Origin of the sequence: Streptosporangium sp. NPDC049644 (assembly GCF_040675205.1) — a bacterium.
Classification (GTDB): domain Bacteria; phylum Actinomycetota; class Actinomycetes; order Streptosporangiales; family Streptosporangiaceae; genus Streptosporangium; species Streptosporangium fukuiense.
This window is the reverse complement of record NZ_JBFAOJ010000098.1, coordinates 1-16,351: the sequence shown is the minus strand read 5'-3', so window position 1 is coordinate 16,351 and position 16,351 is coordinate 1. Positions and strand designations below refer to the sequence as shown.

General features: G+C 70.7%; 17 protein-coding genes. 14 read left to right on the top strand and 3 right to left on the bottom strand.

Annotated elements, in window-relative coordinates:
- Positions 1-31: 31 nt before the first annotated feature.
- Positions 32-313: a Dabb family protein gene (locus AB0J58_RS36325; protein ID WP_364224425.1), complete on the bottom strand. Its 282-nt coding sequence runs from the start codon at positions 311-313 to the stop codon at positions 32-34.
- Positions 314-401: 88 nt separating this feature from the next.
- Here AB0J58_RS36325 and AB0J58_RS36320 point away from each other — a divergent pair, with 88 nt between their 5' ends.
- From AB0J58_RS36320 to AB0J58_RS36260, 13 genes are all read left to right on the top strand, one after another.
- Entirely contained in the window at positions 402-2,036 is a 1,635-nt protein-coding gene (locus AB0J58_RS36320) for a nitrilase-related carbon-nitrogen hydrolase (protein ID WP_364224423.1), read from the top strand.
- Entirely contained in the window at positions 2,033-2,839 is an 807-nt protein-coding gene (locus tag AB0J58_RS36315) for an oxidoreductase (RefSeq protein ID WP_364224421.1), read from the top strand. Before AB0J58_RS36320 ends, AB0J58_RS36315 begins: the two co-directional genes overlap by 4 nt.
- A complete protein-coding gene (locus AB0J58_RS36310) occupies positions 2,836-3,747 on the top strand; it encodes a dienelactone hydrolase family protein (RefSeq protein WP_364224419.1) in 912 nt (303 codons plus the stop codon). Before AB0J58_RS36315 ends, AB0J58_RS36310 begins: the two co-directional genes overlap by 4 nt.
- 8 nt (positions 3,748-3,755) lie before the next feature.
- Complete coding sequence (locus AB0J58_RS36305) at positions 3,756-4,892, top strand: aromatic ring-hydroxylating dioxygenase subunit alpha (protein ID WP_364224417.1); 1,137 nt, start codon at positions 3,756-3,758, stop codon at positions 4,890-4,892.
- Positions 4,867-5,583 (top strand): hypothetical protein, encoded by a 717-nt coding sequence (locus tag AB0J58_RS36300; protein WP_364224415.1) that lies wholly within the window; start codon positions 4,867-4,869, stop codon positions 5,581-5,583. Before AB0J58_RS36305 ends, AB0J58_RS36300 begins: the two co-directional genes overlap by 26 nt.
- Positions 5,580-6,503, top strand: a complete 924-nt coding sequence (locus AB0J58_RS36295; protein ID WP_364224413.1) for a hypothetical protein — start codon at positions 5,580-5,582, stop codon at positions 6,501-6,503. Before AB0J58_RS36300 ends, AB0J58_RS36295 begins: the two co-directional genes overlap by 4 nt.
- Complete coding sequence (locus AB0J58_RS36290; RefSeq protein WP_364224411.1) at positions 6,494-7,258, top strand: SDR family oxidoreductase; 765 nt, start codon at positions 6,494-6,496, stop codon at positions 7,256-7,258. The genes AB0J58_RS36295 and AB0J58_RS36290 overlap by 10 nt, the downstream gene beginning before the upstream one ends.
- Positions 7,255-7,887: a hypothetical protein gene (locus AB0J58_RS36285; protein WP_364224409.1), complete on the top strand. Its 633-nt coding sequence runs from the start codon at positions 7,255-7,257 to the stop codon at positions 7,885-7,887. Before AB0J58_RS36290 ends, AB0J58_RS36285 begins: the two co-directional genes overlap by 4 nt.
- Positions 7,884-8,627: an arylmalonate decarboxylase gene (locus AB0J58_RS36280; protein WP_364224407.1), complete on the top strand. Its 744-nt coding sequence runs from the start codon at positions 7,884-7,886 to the stop codon at positions 8,625-8,627. Before AB0J58_RS36285 ends, AB0J58_RS36280 begins: the two co-directional genes overlap by 4 nt.
- Positions 8,628-8,843: 216 nt before the next feature.
- Positions 8,844-9,827, top strand: a complete 984-nt coding sequence (locus tag AB0J58_RS36275; protein ID WP_364224405.1) for a hypothetical protein — start codon at positions 8,844-8,846, stop codon at positions 9,825-9,827.
- 95 nt (positions 9,828-9,922) lie between these two features.
- The gene (locus tag AB0J58_RS36270) at positions 9,923-10,828 is read left to right on the top strand and encodes a hydroxymethylglutaryl-CoA lyase (RefSeq protein ID WP_364224403.1); all 906 of its coding nucleotides are present in this window, start codon (positions 9,923-9,925) and stop codon (positions 10,826-10,828) included.
- Between the two features lie 71 nt (positions 10,829-10,899).
- Positions 10,900-12,396, top strand: a complete 1,497-nt coding sequence (locus AB0J58_RS36265) for an AMP-binding protein (RefSeq protein WP_364224401.1) — start codon at positions 10,900-10,902, stop codon at positions 12,394-12,396.
- 12 nt (positions 12,397-12,408) lie between these two features.
- Positions 12,409-13,659, top strand: coding sequence for a DUF4437 domain-containing protein (locus tag AB0J58_RS36260; protein ID WP_364224399.1), 1,251 nt, complete (start codon positions 12,409-12,411; stop codon positions 13,657-13,659).
- A gap of 20 nt (positions 13,660-13,679) precedes the next feature.
- On the opposite strand, the gene AB0J58_RS36255 is transcribed toward AB0J58_RS36260, so the two are convergent.
- Positions 13,680-14,300, bottom strand: a complete 621-nt coding sequence (locus AB0J58_RS36255) for a hypothetical protein (protein WP_364224397.1) — start codon at positions 14,298-14,300, stop codon at positions 13,680-13,682.
- Between the two features lie 377 nt (positions 14,301-14,677).
- On the opposite strand from AB0J58_RS36255, the gene AB0J58_RS36250 reads away from it, so the two are divergent.
- Positions 14,678-15,313 carry a LuxR C-terminal-related transcriptional regulator gene (locus tag AB0J58_RS36250; protein WP_364224395.1) on the top strand — a complete coding sequence of 212 codons (636 nt, stop codon included), beginning with the start codon at positions 14,678-14,680 and terminating at the stop codon, positions 15,311-15,313.
- On the opposite strand, the gene AB0J58_RS36245 is transcribed toward AB0J58_RS36250, so the two are convergent.
- Complete coding sequence (locus AB0J58_RS36245; protein WP_364224393.1) at positions 15,292-16,194, bottom strand: alpha/beta hydrolase; 903 nt, start codon at positions 16,192-16,194, stop codon at positions 15,292-15,294. The genes AB0J58_RS36250 and AB0J58_RS36245 overlap by 22 nt on opposite strands.
- Positions 16,195-16,351: the final 157 nt, after the last annotated feature.

The following is a 16,351-nucleotide window of genomic DNA, read 5'->3' as shown; positions in this document are numbered from 1 at the left end:
TGTTTCGAGGAAGGAGACTAGCAGGGTTGGATCACGAATCGTGGTCCACCACGGCACGGGCTGCGAGCCTCGGGTGGAGCCAGGCCGCCACCTCGAGATGCGCCGGGTGGTCCTGGTACCCGCGCAGTTCCTCGGCGGACTCGTGCCGCGTGATCAGGCACAGGTCGTAGGAGACCGGCGACCCGATCACGTCCAGGCCGACGACGAGATCCCGGATCTGCTCGACCCGGCCTCCCATGCCCTCCAGCAGCTCCCTGGCCTTCGGCGCGTCCCTCGGGTCGGTGAACTTCATCAGCACCACGTGGGTCAGCACGATTGCCTCCTAGACATTTCCTCCGGTTTCGCGAGATCCTATGTCTCGGAAACACCGTTTCTCTAGACGTAACAATCGAGGAGTGCACATGGTACGCGTCGCCGCGGCGCAACTCGAGACGGGCCAGGACCCGGCCGCCAACCTGGCCGCCTGTCTGCGCGCGATCGACTCGGCCGCAGCCCAGGGAGCCGAACTGATCGTGCTGCCCGAGTTCTGCAACCACCTGTCCTGGTACGAGGACCGCGCGCACGCCCGGCGGCTGGCCTGCCGCCACGGGGACCCGTTTCTCACCGCGATCTCCGAGCGGGCCGCCAGGCACCGCGCGTATGTCAAGATCGGTGTCACCCTCGCCAGGGAGGACGGGCGCACCACCGGCGCCTCCCTGCTCTACGGCCCGGACGGCGCCCTCCTCGGCGAGGCCGACAAGCAGACCCTGATGGGCGCGGAGAACGACCACCTCGATCCCGGGACGACCGTGGGCCCGGTGATCTCGACCGAACTCGGGCGGCTCGGCATGTACGCCTGCATGGAGGGCGTGATCAGCGAGGTCACCCGCGGGCTGACGCTGCGCGGCGCGCAGGTGCTGCTCAACAGCCTGAACTCGTTCGCCGTGGACGAGGCGAGCCTGCACATCCCCGTCCGCGCCGCCGAGAACAAGGTGTGGGTGGTCGCCGCCAACAAGGTCGGGCCGCTGATCCCCGCCGACATGCTGGAGTCCGTCGGCGCCGGGCTCGGCGTCCCGCCGGAGTGGCTGCACGGCGCGGGCGAGAGCCAGATCGTCGCCCCGGACGGCACGGTCGTGGCCAGAGCACCGCGGGCCGGCGAGGCCGTGGTCGTCGCCGACATCGACGTGACCCTCGCCGACTCCAAGCTCCGCCCCGACGGCACCGACATCCTCGCCGCCCGCCGCCCCGCCCTCTACCGGCCGATCGCCGCCGAGCCTCGCGGCCGCCGGGCGCCCGCCGGAGCAGAGCGCCTGACCGCGGCCGTGGTCAGGCCCCGCGACGAGCCGGGCACCGCCGAAGAGCTCGTCGGGCAGGCGGCCGCGGGCGGAGCGGAACTGATCGTGCTCCCCGAACTGTGCGGGGTGAGTGCCGAGGAGGCGGCGCGAGCCGTCCGCGGGACCGCGGCGCACGTGGTGCTCAGCGAGATCCGCCAGGGGGCGCACGAGGGACTGCTGATCTCGGGCGAGGGGGTCGTGGGACGGCAGCGTGCCCTGCACCCCGTCACCCGGCACGCCGGGCGGGTCACCTCGCTGGGTGACGGCCTGGAGATCTTCGAACTGTCCTGGGGCCGGCTCGCCGTCATCGTCGGCGACGACGCCCTGTTCCCCGAGACGTTCAGGCTGGCGGCGCTGGCCGACGCGGACGTCGTCGCGGTGCCGTTCACCCCCTCCGAAGCCTGGGAGCTGGAGTACGGCCTGCTGGAACGGGCCGCGGAGAACCGGCTCAACGTCGTCGCCGCCGGCCACGACGGACCGGCCGGCCTGGCCGGTGCCATCTTGGCCACCCCCCGGGACTTCACCCTCTGGACCGCCTGGGAAGGCCCGTTCAGCGGCCGCATCAGCCACCCGATCGTCACCCCGGTCAAGAACGGTGACCGCTCGGTAAGCGCCGATCTCCACCCGGCGCAGGCCGTCAACCGACACGTCTCACGCGGCACCGACCTGGTGGACGGCAGACCGTGGCGGCTGGTGGACGCACTTCAGGAAGGAACCTCATGAAGGAAACGTTGCAGTACGTCGAGCAGATGCTCGACGAGTCGCCGGTCATCGACGTCACCGAGACGTTCGAGCAGTTGCGCACGATACTCGCCGAGCTCAAGGCGAAGATCGACGCCAGGTTCGAGCTGACGCGCGACCCCTCCAGCGACCGGTTCGACAGCTACGGCACCTATCCCGACGGACCCGGCGGCCGGATCGAGGCCTACACCGGGCCGGAGATGGACTGGATGGTCCACTCCTGGCTGGGCAACCCGAAGGCGAGCTTCACCAACCTGCACCTGACCGCCTGGCTGGGCCCGCAGGTCGACGTGCCGCACCTGGGCATCGCGCTGCTGGTCTGGCCGGAGGGCTGGTTCTACCAGGACTTCATCCCGCGGGTGAACCCGGTCGAGAACGGCGACTACTACGACCGCTACTACGCGCCGCTGGACGCCGACTGGGTGCGCTTCAAGGAGGAGAACCCGGACTTCACCTGGTTCACCAGCCGGGCCGGGTTCGTTCGCGCGAGCCTGTCGTCCAACGCGTACTGCTACTCCTTCCCGCGCGCCCAGCAGCACATCGACGTGGTCCGCGAGCTGCTCCACGCCCGCGTCGACCGCTGGCTGCGCTGGGTGGACGAGGCCGACCCGGTGCCCGAGGCCGACCGGCCCGCGCTGGCCGCGACCGACCTGGCGATCCGCCGGAACATCGCCGACCGCGACCCGGCCAACGTCATGGGCGTGCGCTACTTCGGCGAGGAGATGACCGACAAACTGGTCCGGGCACTGTGGGGCGGCGACCGCGTGCTGCCGAGGCCCACATGATCCGATCGCTGTGGTGGGCGGCGAAGACCGGCGGCGACCCTCCGTTCGACACCTCGCACCTGAAGGTCTACTACCCGGCGGCGCCGGACGGTGACCGGCTGACCGGGGTGTTCCGGCCGGAAGGCGGGCCGTACCCGGTGGTGCTGTTCCTGTCCGGGATCAACGTGGGTCAGGACGCCTACCGGTGGCTCGCGACCGAGATCGCGGCCGCCGGGTTCGTCTGTGTGACCTTCGACCGGGTGGGCGAGTTGTTCGGCGGCGAGTACGGGCTGACACCCGGCGTCGACCTGGACGCCGCCCGGCCCGGAAGCTACGGCTCACGCCCGACCTGCCCGGCGATCTCGGAGATCCTGTCCGCGCTGGCCGAGATCGACCTGCTGAAGGGCGCGATCGACCTGGAGCGGGTCGCGCTCGGCGGGCACTCGGCGGGCGGCTCCCTGGTCCTGCAGTCGGCCCGGTACTTCCCCGAGGTGAAGGCCGTGTTCGCCTACGGCGCGCACACCATGGTGGCCACCATGCTGGGCTGGCCCGCGGGGACCGTGGTGCCCGCCCAGGTGGACTGCCCGGTCCTGCTCTCGGTCGGCACCAGGGACGGCGTGATCATGGGCAGCTCGGACCGGTACGGTCAGGAGGAACACCCGGCCGATCCCGTCACCCGGACGTTCGACGAGGCGCTCACCGACCGGGACGGATCCCACCTGCTGGCCGTCATCGAAGGGGCCAACCACTTCGGGATCGCCGACCCGGTGGACCCGACCGCCGCGCGGGCCTTCCTGGACCTGCCGGCCGAGGCCGAACCACAACCGGTCCTCGCCGGACTGATCACCATGTTCCTGCGAACACACCTGTGCGGTGACGACCACGCCCGGTCGGAACTCGACGGCCTGCCTGGCCTGCATCGCCGTTAGGAGGAAAAGTGCTGAAGAACTTCTGGTACGCGGTCGAGTTCGCCCACGTGGTCGACAGCAAGCCGCGACGGATCACCTGCCTCGGTCAGGACTTCGTGATCTGGCGCAAGCGCGACGGCAGCGTGGCGTGCCTGTCCGACCTGTGCGTGCATCGCGGCGGCGCGCTGTCGATGGGCAAGGTCGTCGAAGACCGTGTCGTCTGCCCGTACCACGGCTGGGAGTACGAGTCGGACGGCGCCTGCACGAAGATCCCGGCCAACCCGCCGGGGCGGGGCATCCCGAAGAAGGCGCGGGTGGACGCCTACCCGGTGGTCGAGAAGTACGGCATGGTCTGGACCTTCCTCGGCGACCTGCCCGAGGAGGAGCGGCCGCCGATCCCGCACATCCCCCAGCACGACGACCCCAGGTACCGCGCCGTCTACTGGGAGACCGTGCTGGAGGCCAACTACGAGCGCGCCCTGGAGAACGTGGTCGACGCGGCCCACACGCCGTTCGTGCACGGCAGCGCGTTCGGCGACCCGGGCAGGCCGGAGATCCCCGACTACGAGGTGACAGAGACCGAATGGCACGCGGAGGCCGACGTACAGTTCAGCCCGCCGCCCGCCCCCGGCATCTGGGGCACGCTCTACCGGACCAAGGAACGCCAGCCCGTGGTGGTGAGCAACGGCTGGTACCTGCCCAACATCGTCAAGCTGCACGTGCGGCTGCCCTTCGGCGACCTGATCCTGTACGACCACAACATTCCGCTCAACAGGGACCAGACCCTCGTGAAGATCGTCGGTTACCGGACCTTCTACACCGGCAAGTGGGCGGACGCCAGCGCTGCCAAGCGGATCGGCAAGATCTTCGAACAGGACCGGCCGATCGTCGAGAACCAGCGGCCGGAACTGCTGCCCTTCGACCTCTCCGCCGAGCTGCACATCCGCAGTGACGCCCTCCAGGTCTCCTACCGGCGGCGCCGCCAGCAGCTGATCGACCGGGGCTGGTGGATCGGCGAGGACGACGACGCCAGCAGCGCCGCCGCGCGCCGCGAGGCCACGGTGATCCCCTCCCCGGCCCGCCGCGACAATCCCGAACTCGCCCGCGCCTGGGTGCACAAGTCTCGAGGAGAGAACACCGATGAGCCTGCCCGCCGCGCTGAATGAGCGTGTCCTTGACCGCCTGCTCGCCGCCACCGAACTGTCCCCCATCGCGGACACCGATCTGACCAGCCCGATGTCCCCCGCCCCGGTGGGCCGGCTGCGCACCTTCGGCCCTGCCGCCTCGGAGCCCGCGGGCGACGCGCGACCGGCGAAGGTGGTGGCGGTCAGCCTGGTGGTGCCGATGATCGGGCTGGACAGTCACATGATCTTCGCGTTCACCCGGCCGGAGTCGGCCGTGCCGCACTTCACGCTGGACGCGGTCGCCTCGGCCGACTATCACGCCATGCACCTGGACCTGATCCCCCGCCTCGAACTGGCGACCCATCTGGGGTATCTGGACGCCTGCTTCCTGCCGCTGACGGAGCCGCTGGAGGCCGCCTGGAGGATCGACGGCCTCTCCCCCGCCGCGATCGGCCCCCGCCAGCGGGCGATGATGTCCCCCTGGATGGTGGTCTGCCGGGCCACCGAGGATGCCTTCGCGAAGCTCGGCCCGACCGTCGACACCTACCTCGACCACTGGCTGAGCCTGCTCGAGGCGGGTGTGCCGGATCAGGGCGACACCGACCTCGCCGCCCGGGACACGGCCAACCGGGCCAACCTGTTCAGCCCGGAGGTGGACCCGGTCTGGCACCAGGTCACCCGGCTCATCGGCGCGGAACAGTCCGACCTCGTACGTGGAGAACTGATCTCGTGACCGACACGACGCAACCCAGCGAATGGCAGCGGCGCATCGCCGGAGAGTGGCACGGCCGCCCCTCCCTGTTCGACGCCACCGGCACCTGGCAGGGATACGAGGACATCCGCCGCTCCTCGGACTTCGTCGACGGCGTGACCACCTACTACATGGACGGCGGTCTGGAGGGCGGCGGCCCCATGGCCGGAAGGTTCCGGCTCGGCGCCCCGTTCGCGTTCGGCGTCGTCGACTCCGACGCCAACCGCGTCTACACCGGCCCCGACTTCTACGGCACCGGCCAGCCGTACGGTTCCTTCGTCGACTCCCACTACTACGGTCCCGGCTGGCAGGTGGACCTCAACACCTGGAACCAGGTCCTCGCCGACGACGACGTCCAGGTCTACTCCTCGATGCTCTACCAGGGTCCCGCCGTGGTCGGCTGCTTCAACGGCCTCTACACCCGGGACCCCGCCAAGGTGGCGGACTGGCTGGCGGCCGAGACCCGGAACGGGCCGGTGCCCCACATCCTGCCCACCAAGACCCCGGGCGCCTTCTCCGGCACCTGCGAGGTCTTCGGCGCCGACCAGAAGCCGCGCGGCACCGTGGACGTCACGGTCGAGGTGGAACCGCTGGACCTGCTGCGGGCCCGCCACCACGTCACCTGGTCCGGAGCCCTGGACCGCCGCCACACCGTCGAGGTGCGGCGTGACGGCTTCCGCTCCTTCTACGAGGGTCCCGAGGCCTGGGGCAACGCGCAGGCGTACGGCCGGGCGAACTACTCCAGCCTGCACTTCCGCGACGTCTGGAAGCTCAAGGGGCGCGAGTTCATGATCGACGCCACCCCGGGGATGAGCGCCGGCAAGACGATGGCGGTCGTCTACGAGCTGTTCGACGGCAACGTGCTGTCCGCCGTCGTCCACGGGGTACTTCGATGGTCGTAGTCGTGACGGGCGGCACCAGGGGCATCGGGCTCGGGCTGGTCAGGGAGTTCCTCTCCCGGAAGCAGCGAGTCGCCTTCTGCGGCCGCAGTGACGAGTCCGTCAAGAAGGCGCTGGCCGCGCTGGACAGCGATCAGGCGCTGGGGATGGCGGCGGACATGGCCGACCGCGCCCAGGTTCAGGCGCTGTGGGACGCGGCCGTCGACCGGTTCGGCTCGGTCGACGTCTGGATCAACAACGCCGGGATCTCCCAGACACGCGGGCCGCTCTGGGAGCTCCCGGCCGCCGAGGCGGCGGCGGTCGTCGACGTGAACCTGACCGGTGTGGTCAACGGCAGCGCGGTCGCCATCAGCGGGATGATCGAGCAGGGTCGCGGCCACGTGTGGAACATGGAGGGTCTGGGCAGCGACGGCCGTACGGTCGCCGGTCTGTCCGTCTACGGCGCGAGCAAGCGGGCGGTGACCTACCTCACCCTGGCACTCGCCAAGGAGGTGCCGCCCGGTGTCTCGGTCGGCCTGCTCAGCCCCGGCATGGTCGTCACCGACCTGCTCATCCACGACTACACGCCGGACGAGCTGGCCAAGGCCGCCCGGATCTTCAACATCCTGGCCGACCGGGTCGAGACCGTCACCCCGTGGCTCGCCGAGCAGGCGCTGACCCGGACCCGCAACGGCGCCCATGTCCGCTGGCTGACCCAGGGCAAGATCCTCGCCCGGTTCGCCTCGGCCCCCTTCTCGAAACGCCGGGTGATCCCGTGAGCGAGTATCCCGTCCCCCTCGCGGTCGAGGACTTCGTCCCGGTCGTGCTGACGACGTGCGGTGTCATCCTGCTCACCCGGCATGTGGACGCCAGATCCCGGCCGGGTGTGTTGCTCGCCGCGGTTCTCATCGGCGCCGGCGGGCTGGCCAAGGCGTCGTGGAAGCTCACCGTCGCGCTCGGCGGCCCGGACCTGACCTGGCTGGAGCAGCTGCTGTTCCCGCTGCTCACCGCCGGGTTCGGGCTGCTGGCCTGGATCCTGGTCAGCCACCACCACTCCCGGACGCCCCGCTGGGTCCCGCCGCTGGTGATCGGCCTGTCCCTGCTGTGCGCGGGTGGCGCCGCGCTGGCCGGAAGCATGTTGCCGCTGCTGGTCAGCACCACGGTCTTCGCCACTCTCAGTGGCGTCCACCTGATCCTGGCCGCCCAGCGGAACCGCGACCCGCTCACCGCCGCCCTGTTCGGCCTGCAACTCCTGGGGTTCTTCATCCTCAGCCCGCTGGCCGCCCGACCCGACCAGACGCTGGCCCTGCAATGGGTCGAACAACTGTCCAACAGCGCGGCACAGGCCGGATTCGCGATCGCCGCGTTCCGGCTGTGCCGCCCCCGACGGCTGGAGGCCGTACGATGACCGACGCGCTCGGCTGGCGCCGCAAGTTCGGCGTGATCGCCCCGTCCACCAACACGATCGTGGAGCCGGACTTCTACCGGATGACCGTTCCCGGGGTCACCGCGCACTTCAGCCGCATCCACATCCGCGACCAGAACATGGCCGGTAACGAGGGCATGGAGCGCCTGCTCGACCAGATCCGCGAGGAGATCGGCTCGGCCTGCGAGCGGGTGATGACCTGCGAGCCGGACTACATGGTGATGGGCATGTCCGCCGAGACCTTCTGGGGCGGTGTCGAGGGCAACCGGCAGTTCGTCAAGCAGATCCACGACCTCACCGGCCTGGAGGTGGCGACCGGTGCGGAGGCGTGCGAGCGGGCGCTGAACCTGTACGGCGCGCGCAGGCTCGGCGTGGTCACCCCCTACCAGCCGGTCGGCGACGAGAACGTGGTGCGGTTCTTCTCCGAGATCGGTTTCGAGGTGGTCGCCATCGAGGGCCTGAAGTGCCCCACGGCCGTGTCGATCGCGCACGTCACCGAATCCACCCTGCGCGAGGCGCTGATCGAGGTGGACTCCCCCGACGTGGACGCGATCGTGCAGTGTGGCACCAACCTGTCCATGGTCGGCCTGGCCGACGAGGCCGAGCGGTGGCTCGGTAAGCCGGTCATCGCCATCAACGCCGCCACCTGGTGGATGGCGCTGCGCGACAACGGCGTCGAGGACAAGGTGTACGGCGCTGGCCGGCTGCTGCGCGAACACTGAGGGCTCGTCCTCGACCACCTCACCCCGGCCGCGGGAGCACCAGAGGCCCCACCTCCCTGCCGTCCCACTCTCGCCGCGCGAGCACTGAGGGCCCACCCCGGCCGCGCGAACACCAGGGCCCGCCTCCCTGCCGTCCCACCTCTCGCCACGCGAGTTCCGAGTACGGTCCTCGACCGTTTCTTCCCCATGCCGTAAATCACCCCCACTGGAGGAAGCATGCCTATTTCCACTACGTCCACTCGGCGGATTCGCGCCGGGCTGGTCGCCGCGGCGCTCACCGTGGCGACCGCGCTGGCGCCGTCGGCGGCCCTCGCCAACGGTGCCGCCGTGTCCACCGTGTCCACCGCGTCAGCCGCGGCCGTCTTGACGTCGCCCTCCTGGGTCGGCCAGTACGAGACGCAGATCGGCAACGACCCGGCCACCGTCTACTACCCGGCCGCCCAGACCCCCCTGCCGGTCGCCCTGCTCCTGCAGGGCGCGAACGTGCCCAGGGAGAGCTACAGCGAATTCGCCAAGATCGTCGCCGGCTTCGGCTTCGCCGTGGCCGTCCCGAACCACCAGCGCGCCGTCGGCCCGATCTCCGGGCTCTTCCCCGAGCAGTCCCAGACCAACGCCGCCGTGACGTGGGCGGCGGCGGAGAACACCCGCGCGGGCTCCCCGGTCGCCGGACGGCTGGACGCCAACCGGCTGGTCCTGCTTGGGCACTCCTTCGGCGGGGCCGCCGGGCTGTTCGCCATCGGCAACACCTGCACGGTCCCGTTCTGCTTCGGGCCCGTCTACCAGCGTCCCGCGGCGCTGCGCGCGGCGGTCTTCTACGGCGCGAGCACGACGACGCCCGGCGGCGGCGCCGTCCCGATCGCCAACGCCGGGGTACCGGTCGCCCTCGTCCAGGGCGGCCTGGACGGCAACAACCTGCCGGCGGCGGCCCTGGCGACCTACAACGCTCTCGGCGCGGCACCCAAGGCGCTCGTCACGGTGACCGGCGCCAACCACTTCGGTCTCACCGACACCCAGACCCCGCCCGGCGCCGTTCCCGACGCCACCCCGCAGACGCTGACGCAGCAGGAGAGCATCGACGCCGCGGCCAAGTGGAGCGGGCTGTTCCTGCGCGCCTCGCTCGGTGACACCCTGGCCGCGGCCTACGTCTACGGCTTCGGCGACGCCTCCGACCCGAAGGTCACGGTGATCTCGCAGCGCTAGTTGCATACAATTTGCTGACAAAGTCTCAAAAATCATCGTATATATAGATTCATTGCATACAACACTGATACACCTGAAACATGTCTTCTCCCCGCATGAACATCGTTGAGGTGGGGCCCCGGGACGGTTTGCAGAACGAGGCCGTCCCGGTCGGCACCGACGCCAAGGTGGCCTACATCGAGGCACTGGCCGACGCGGGCCTCACCCGCATCGAGGCGGTCAGCTTCGTCCACCCCCGTCTGGTCCCCCAGATGGCCGACGCCGAGCAGGTGATGGCCCGCGTCCCCCGGCGCGACGGGCTCAGCTACATAGGCCTGATCGTCAACGGGCGCGGCCTGGACCGGGCCCTGGCCGCGGGGGTGGACGAGGTCAACGTCACGATCGTGGCGACCGAGACCTTCTGCCAGCGCAACCAGGGCATGACGGTCGCGGAGGCGCTGGACTCCTTCGCCGGGATCGCCGCCCGCGCCCACGCGGCCGGGCTGCGGGTCACCGCGACCGTCGGGGCGGCCTTCGGCTGTCCCTTCGAGGGCGAGGTGCCCCCCGGCGGCGTGGCCGAGCTGGTGCGGCGGTGCGCGGACACCGGGGCCGACGAGATCGCGCTGGCCGACACGATCGGCGTGGGCGTGCCCGCCGACGTGCGGCGGCTGACCGGGGCCGTGCGCGAGGTCACCGGCCTGCCGCTGCGGTTCCACTTCCACAACACCCGCAACACCGGCTACGCCAACGCGCTGGCCGCGGTCGAGGCGGGCGCCACCGCGCTCGACGCGAGCAGCGGCGGGATCGGCGGCTGCCCGTTCGCCCCGGCGGCGACCGGCAACATCGCCACCGAGGACCTGTCCTACGCGCTGCGCCGCTCGGGCATCGCCACCGGCGTCGACCTCGACCGGCTGCTCTCGGCCGCCTCCTACATCGGTGAGCGGCTCGGCGCGCCGCTGCCGGCCCTTCTCGGGCGCGCGGGCGACTTCCCGCCCGCCTCCTCCACCCCGGCTCTCCATTGACGAGCGCGCCTCGCGCGCGACATGCTACCGATAATGGAAAGCCGTTTCTCCATGCGAAACATGAGGACCTCATGCAGCTCTCCATCGCAGGCGGAATCCGCGAGCTCGCCGCGGCCGCTCCCACGACGGTCGCGGTGGTCGACGGCGACCGGAGACTGACCTATCGCGGCCTGGACGACCGGTCCAGCCGCCTGGCGAACGTCCTGCTGGCCGCCGGACTGCGGCCGGGCGAACGGGTCGCGCTGCTGCTCGGCAACCGGATGGAGTACCCGGAGGCCGCGGCGGGCATCGCCAAGGCGGGGCTGGTCATGGTGCCGCTCAACCCCCGGCTGACCCCCGGCGAGACCGCCTACATCCTGGGGCACTGCGCCGCCCGCGCCCTCATCCTGGACGAGGCGCTGGCGGCGGCGGTGGACGGCGTCGAACTCCCCGGCACGGTCCTGTCCATGGGCGGCAACCGGCTCGGGCCGTCCTACGACGCGGCCCTGGCCACAGTGGGCGCGAGGGACCCGCGGGTCGAGGTGGACGAGCGCGAGCCGTTCTGCGTGGCCTACACCTCCGGCACCACCGGCCGCCCCAAGGGCGTGGTGATCAGCCACCGGTCGCGGTCGCTCACCTTCTACGCCTCGGCTCTGGAGTGGGGCCTGGGCCCCGGCCGCCGGACGATCGCCGTGGCCCCGATGTACCACGGCGCCGGGTTCGCCTTCGGCTACGCGCCGGTGCACACCGGCGGCACGGTCGCGATGCTGCGAGGCTGGGACCCCGAACGGCTGCTGGCGATGATCGAACGTGAGCGCGCCCAGTCGGTCTTCCTGGTGCCCACCCACGCCCACATGCTCCGCGCCCTGGGCGAGAAGGCGCTGCGCGACCACGACCTGTCCTCGCTGGACACCCTGTACTTCAACGCCGCCGCGCTACCGCGCGCGCTGAAGGAATGGGTGCTGGACACCTTTCCCGGCGTCGGGGTGCACGAGCTGTACGGCTCGACCGAGGCCGGGATCATCAGCGACTGCCGCCCGGCCGACGCCCGCGACAAGATCGGCTCGGTGGGCCGCCCGTGGTTCATGACCGAGGTCAGGGTGGTGGACGACGAGGGGAACCCCGCCGACCGGGGCGAGCTGTTCAGCCGCTCGCCGTACCTGATGAACGGCTACCTGGACGACCCGGCCGCCACCGCCGCCTGCACCACCCCCGACGGGTTCCTCACCAGCGGCGACATCGTCGAACGCGACGAGGACGGCTTCATCTACATCGTCGACCGCAAGAAGGACATGATCATCTCTGGCGGGGTGAACATCGCCCCGCGCGAGGTCGAGGAGGTCCTGACCTCCTTTCCCGGCGTCGCCGACGCCGCCGTCGTGGGCCTGCCCGACGAGCGGTGGGGCGAGCAGGTTGCCGCCTTCGTGGTCGTCCTGCCCGGCGCCGCGGTCGACGCCGAGGCACTGGCGGCGCACTGCCGCACCATGCTGGCCGGCCCCAAGCTTCCCCGGCAGGTCGAGTTCGTTCCCGCACTACCCCGCAACGCCGCAGGAAAGATCCTGAAGCGCGAGTTGCGTGACAACCACTAAGGAGAACCGTTCATGCGGCCGCATGTCGAAATGATCCACGAGGACGACTACATCTGGCACGCCGCCGAACTGCCCGGCGGCGAGGGCAGGGCCAGCGAGCGACGGCTGTCGGCCGACGAGGAGGACGGCTCCGGCTCCCTGCGCCTCGACTTCCACACCGACTGGGGCCGCGGCCCCGGCATCCACCACGCCAACACCGAGTACTACGTGCTCGACGGCTCGATGACGTACGGTGGCCGCCGCATCGGCAAGGGCGGCTACCTCTACCTGCCCAAGGGCGTTCCCGCCGACGCCCTCACCTTCGCCGAGGGCACTCGGATCCTGCACTACCGCGAGTACGGCGACGCCGGCTTCGACCCCGTGCAGAGCCTGGCCGCACCTCGCTGGGAAGGGGCTCGCGAGGACGTCATCGTCATCGACTCCGAGGCCATGCGGTGGGACGCGGTGCCGAACGCCGGGCCGATGCCCGGCCTGTTCATCAAGTACCTGCACGTCGACCCGGTCACCGGTTTCTACACCCGCCTCGTCCACGCCCAGGAGGGCTGGGCCGACCACCGCCTGGCCCACCACCCCTGCTACGAGGAGGCGTACACCGTCCAGGGTCACATGGAGTACAACTTCGGCACCCTGGACCTGGGCACCTACTTCTTCCGCCCCGCCCGGGTCAAGCACGGCCACTTCACCACGATGGAGGGCGGCGCCACCTGGCTGCTGCGCTCCGACGGCGAACTGCACAACTGGTACACCGAGAACGAATGGGTGCGCTGGGGCGGCGAGGCCATCAACTACGGCCCGGAAGGCGGCCGGATGCGCTGGTCCCAGTCCGCCCACGACCTGGGCCGGGGCCCCTCCCGCCGCACCGAGCAGGACCTGGAGATGCTGCGGGCGTCCCTGGCGTACGCCCGCGAGCAGGGCGCCGTCGACACGGACGTCCACCCGCACGGCCAGGGCACCGACAAGAGCCTCATCGCCATCGCCAAGGCCATCGACGCGGCCCGCCTGCAGGGCGGTCACGGCGACCACGACCACCCGCACGACCACTCGCACGACCACGAGGAAGGGCACGCGCACGGAGCGCCCGCCCTCGACTGGGGCGCCGATCCCGCCACGCTGGAACACCCCGACGAGCGCACCGACGCGGGCGCCCACGACCGGGGACACGGCCGGGCCTGGAAGTCGGGCGACCCCATCCCCGCCCCCATCATCTCAAGCCTTCCCGTCCGCTCCCGCTCCCGCGGCTACTGGGACGGCGAGGGTCTCTGACCGCACAGCCGTATCCCGGGTCAGCCCCTTCCCAGGCTGACTCCGGCCGCCCCTCGTCTGCCATCGCGGTCGACCGTCGCCGCGATGGCCGCGAACAGTACGGCCTCACCCGCGTTGCCCAGGACGGGCAACGCCACGGCGGCACCCGCGGTCGCCAGGAGCGCGGCCGCGCCCAGGAAAAGCCAGGGCGTGCGCCACCGCACCCACAGCACGAGCCCCACGACCAGCAGGATCACCGTGGTGATCAGCGCCGGGATCGGCGGGCCCGACGGATCCGCGGAAACGTAACGCAGGGTGTCCGACCACCATCGGGGCTCCAGCCGCAGATCCGCCAGGCCCACCACCTCGAAGACGATCAGAACGCCGGCCAGACCCCACGCCGGAACGACCAGTCCGCGACGCACGAGGGCCGCCCCGTGGACGATGAGGAGCGGGGTGAGAATGGCATGGACGGCGAAGCGGCCGGTGTTGAGCGCCTCCAGCCCCGCCCCCTCGCCGATCAGCCGCCCGGCTCCGACGACCGCCGAGTCGTAGGCGACCCCCATCCCGACCACGAACGGGATCCACCGGCCTGATCGCGCCAGTTGTACGGCCAGAGCCAGCTGGATCAGGGCCAGCCCGCCGTACAGGACCGAGATCACAGCTCGTGACCGACGACGGCTCCGGCGGCGACCGTGAGAGGGATCCGCCCCTCAGGCCCTTCGGGCGGTCCCTTGGCCGCCGAAACGGTCCCATGGTCGACGGACTCCATCCGCGCGCCCCTGTCCGGCACAGTCGCCTCCTAGACGTTTCCTCTGGTTTCGCGAATCCTACTTCTTGGAAACATTGTTTCTCTAGAGGTAACGTGAGGACACATGGATCTCGATCGAGGACGGCTCTCCTCCGGCACCCGCCACCACGCGGGCGATTGACGGTGGCGGCCCGCCCGCGACATGCTCTTGAACAGCCGACGACATGTGGCCTTCGATCCCCGCGACGCGAATGAATCCGTTCGGAGGAGACCAGCTATGGTGCGGTCATGAAGGGCCGGTACCAGGTGTATTTCGAGCGCGCCTGGATCCCGATCACAGCGGTGGACAGGCTCGGCAGGGTCAGGGAGAGCAACCCCGCCTTCCGTGCCGCGATGGCCCGCACCGCCGAGGAGCTGGACGGCCTCCCGGCCGAAGAACTGCTCGCCCCCGGCGAGATCGACACCCAGCGGCCCTACTGGCAGATGCTGGCCCTCGGGCGGCTCGACGTCTACCGGACCCGGATACGGCTCGTCCGCGGGAACGGCACCGTGATCCACGCCCGGATCAGCGCCTCCGTCGAACACCGCACCGACGGCCTGCCCTGGCGGGTGGTGACCGTACTGGACGAGATCTCCTCCGCCGCGCCCGCGCTGAGCCCGCTCCAAAGCACGGTGCTGCAACTGGTCACCGAAGGCGCGTCCAACGCGCAGATCGCCCGGCGGTTGTACCTGACCCGCCAGGCGGTGGACTATCACCTGGTACGGCTGCGCATCAAGCTCGGCGCGGAAAGCCGATCGGCGCTGGCCGGGCGGGCCTTCGTGCTGGGCCTGTTCGTGCCCGGCATCTGGCCGCCGACCCTGCACCCGCCCCGGGCCGCCGAGGCGGGTGCGCCGGAGGGCCGCTACCGGACGCCGAGGAACTGAACGTCGGGGTCGGTCTGTGCGGCCGTGCCCCAGACCGCGTCGTACTGGGCGGCGTCGTCTCGGAGGTAGTACAGCAGCCAGGCGGTGGTCACCCGGCGGGTGATCGCCTGCTGGGCGGCCCGGGTGATCGAACCGCTGTCGCAGCCGAGGCCGCCGGAGTCGGTGAAGCCGCAGTGGAAACCGCCGGCGATCGTGCGCAGCTGCTTGGGAGCGAGCTTGGCGTTGTAGATGGGGATCTGGTGACCCGACGGGCCCGCGACGGTGTCGCCCGCACCGGCGACCAACTGCGTGGGAACCGCCGTGGTGGCCGCGGCGGCCACGGCCGAGGGGTTGGTCTCGGCCGCGGCCAGGTTCGTCACCGTCCGCACCGCCGAGTTGCGCGCGGCGGCCAGCACGCTGGCGCCGCCGCCCATCGAGTGCCCCGACAGCCCCAGCCGGTCGGTACGCACGTGGGCGTTGAACCGCGACCCGGCGACGGTGTTCTGCGCCACCATCCAGGTCAGCGCGGCGTTCAGGTCATCGGCGAAGGCGCTGTGACTGGGGAGCAGGCCGCCCTGCGAGGTCGGCATGACCGTGATCACGCCCCAGGAGGCCCAGTGGCCGCCCAGAGAGGCGTACTTGCCGATGCTCTGGAAGAACCCGTGCCCGAAGGCCACCACGGGGAACTGCCCGGCCGCGACGGCCGCGTTGCTTCCCGCCGAGGTCGCGGGGTAGTAGACCCGGGCGCTGAACGAGCGACCGGAGGCCGAGACGCTGACGTCGGAGTAGCCGACCGGGTGGGAGCCCGGGGCGGACAGGTCGGCGGCGAGGGCAGGGGCGGCCGTGAGGAACAGGAAGGGGATCAGGAGGATCGCGCAGACCCTGATCGTCCAAGAGCGCATGATGCTTCACCAGCTTTCACGCGGGGGGTTGTTACCTGAATTTTGGAAACTTCGATTCTCCTATGGCAACAGTGAGAGATCCGGACTAGGCAAATGCCAAAAGGGTTCAGGGAACACGTCCGCGAGGTCTTCGCAGGGCGGCCTGTCCGTACGCGGG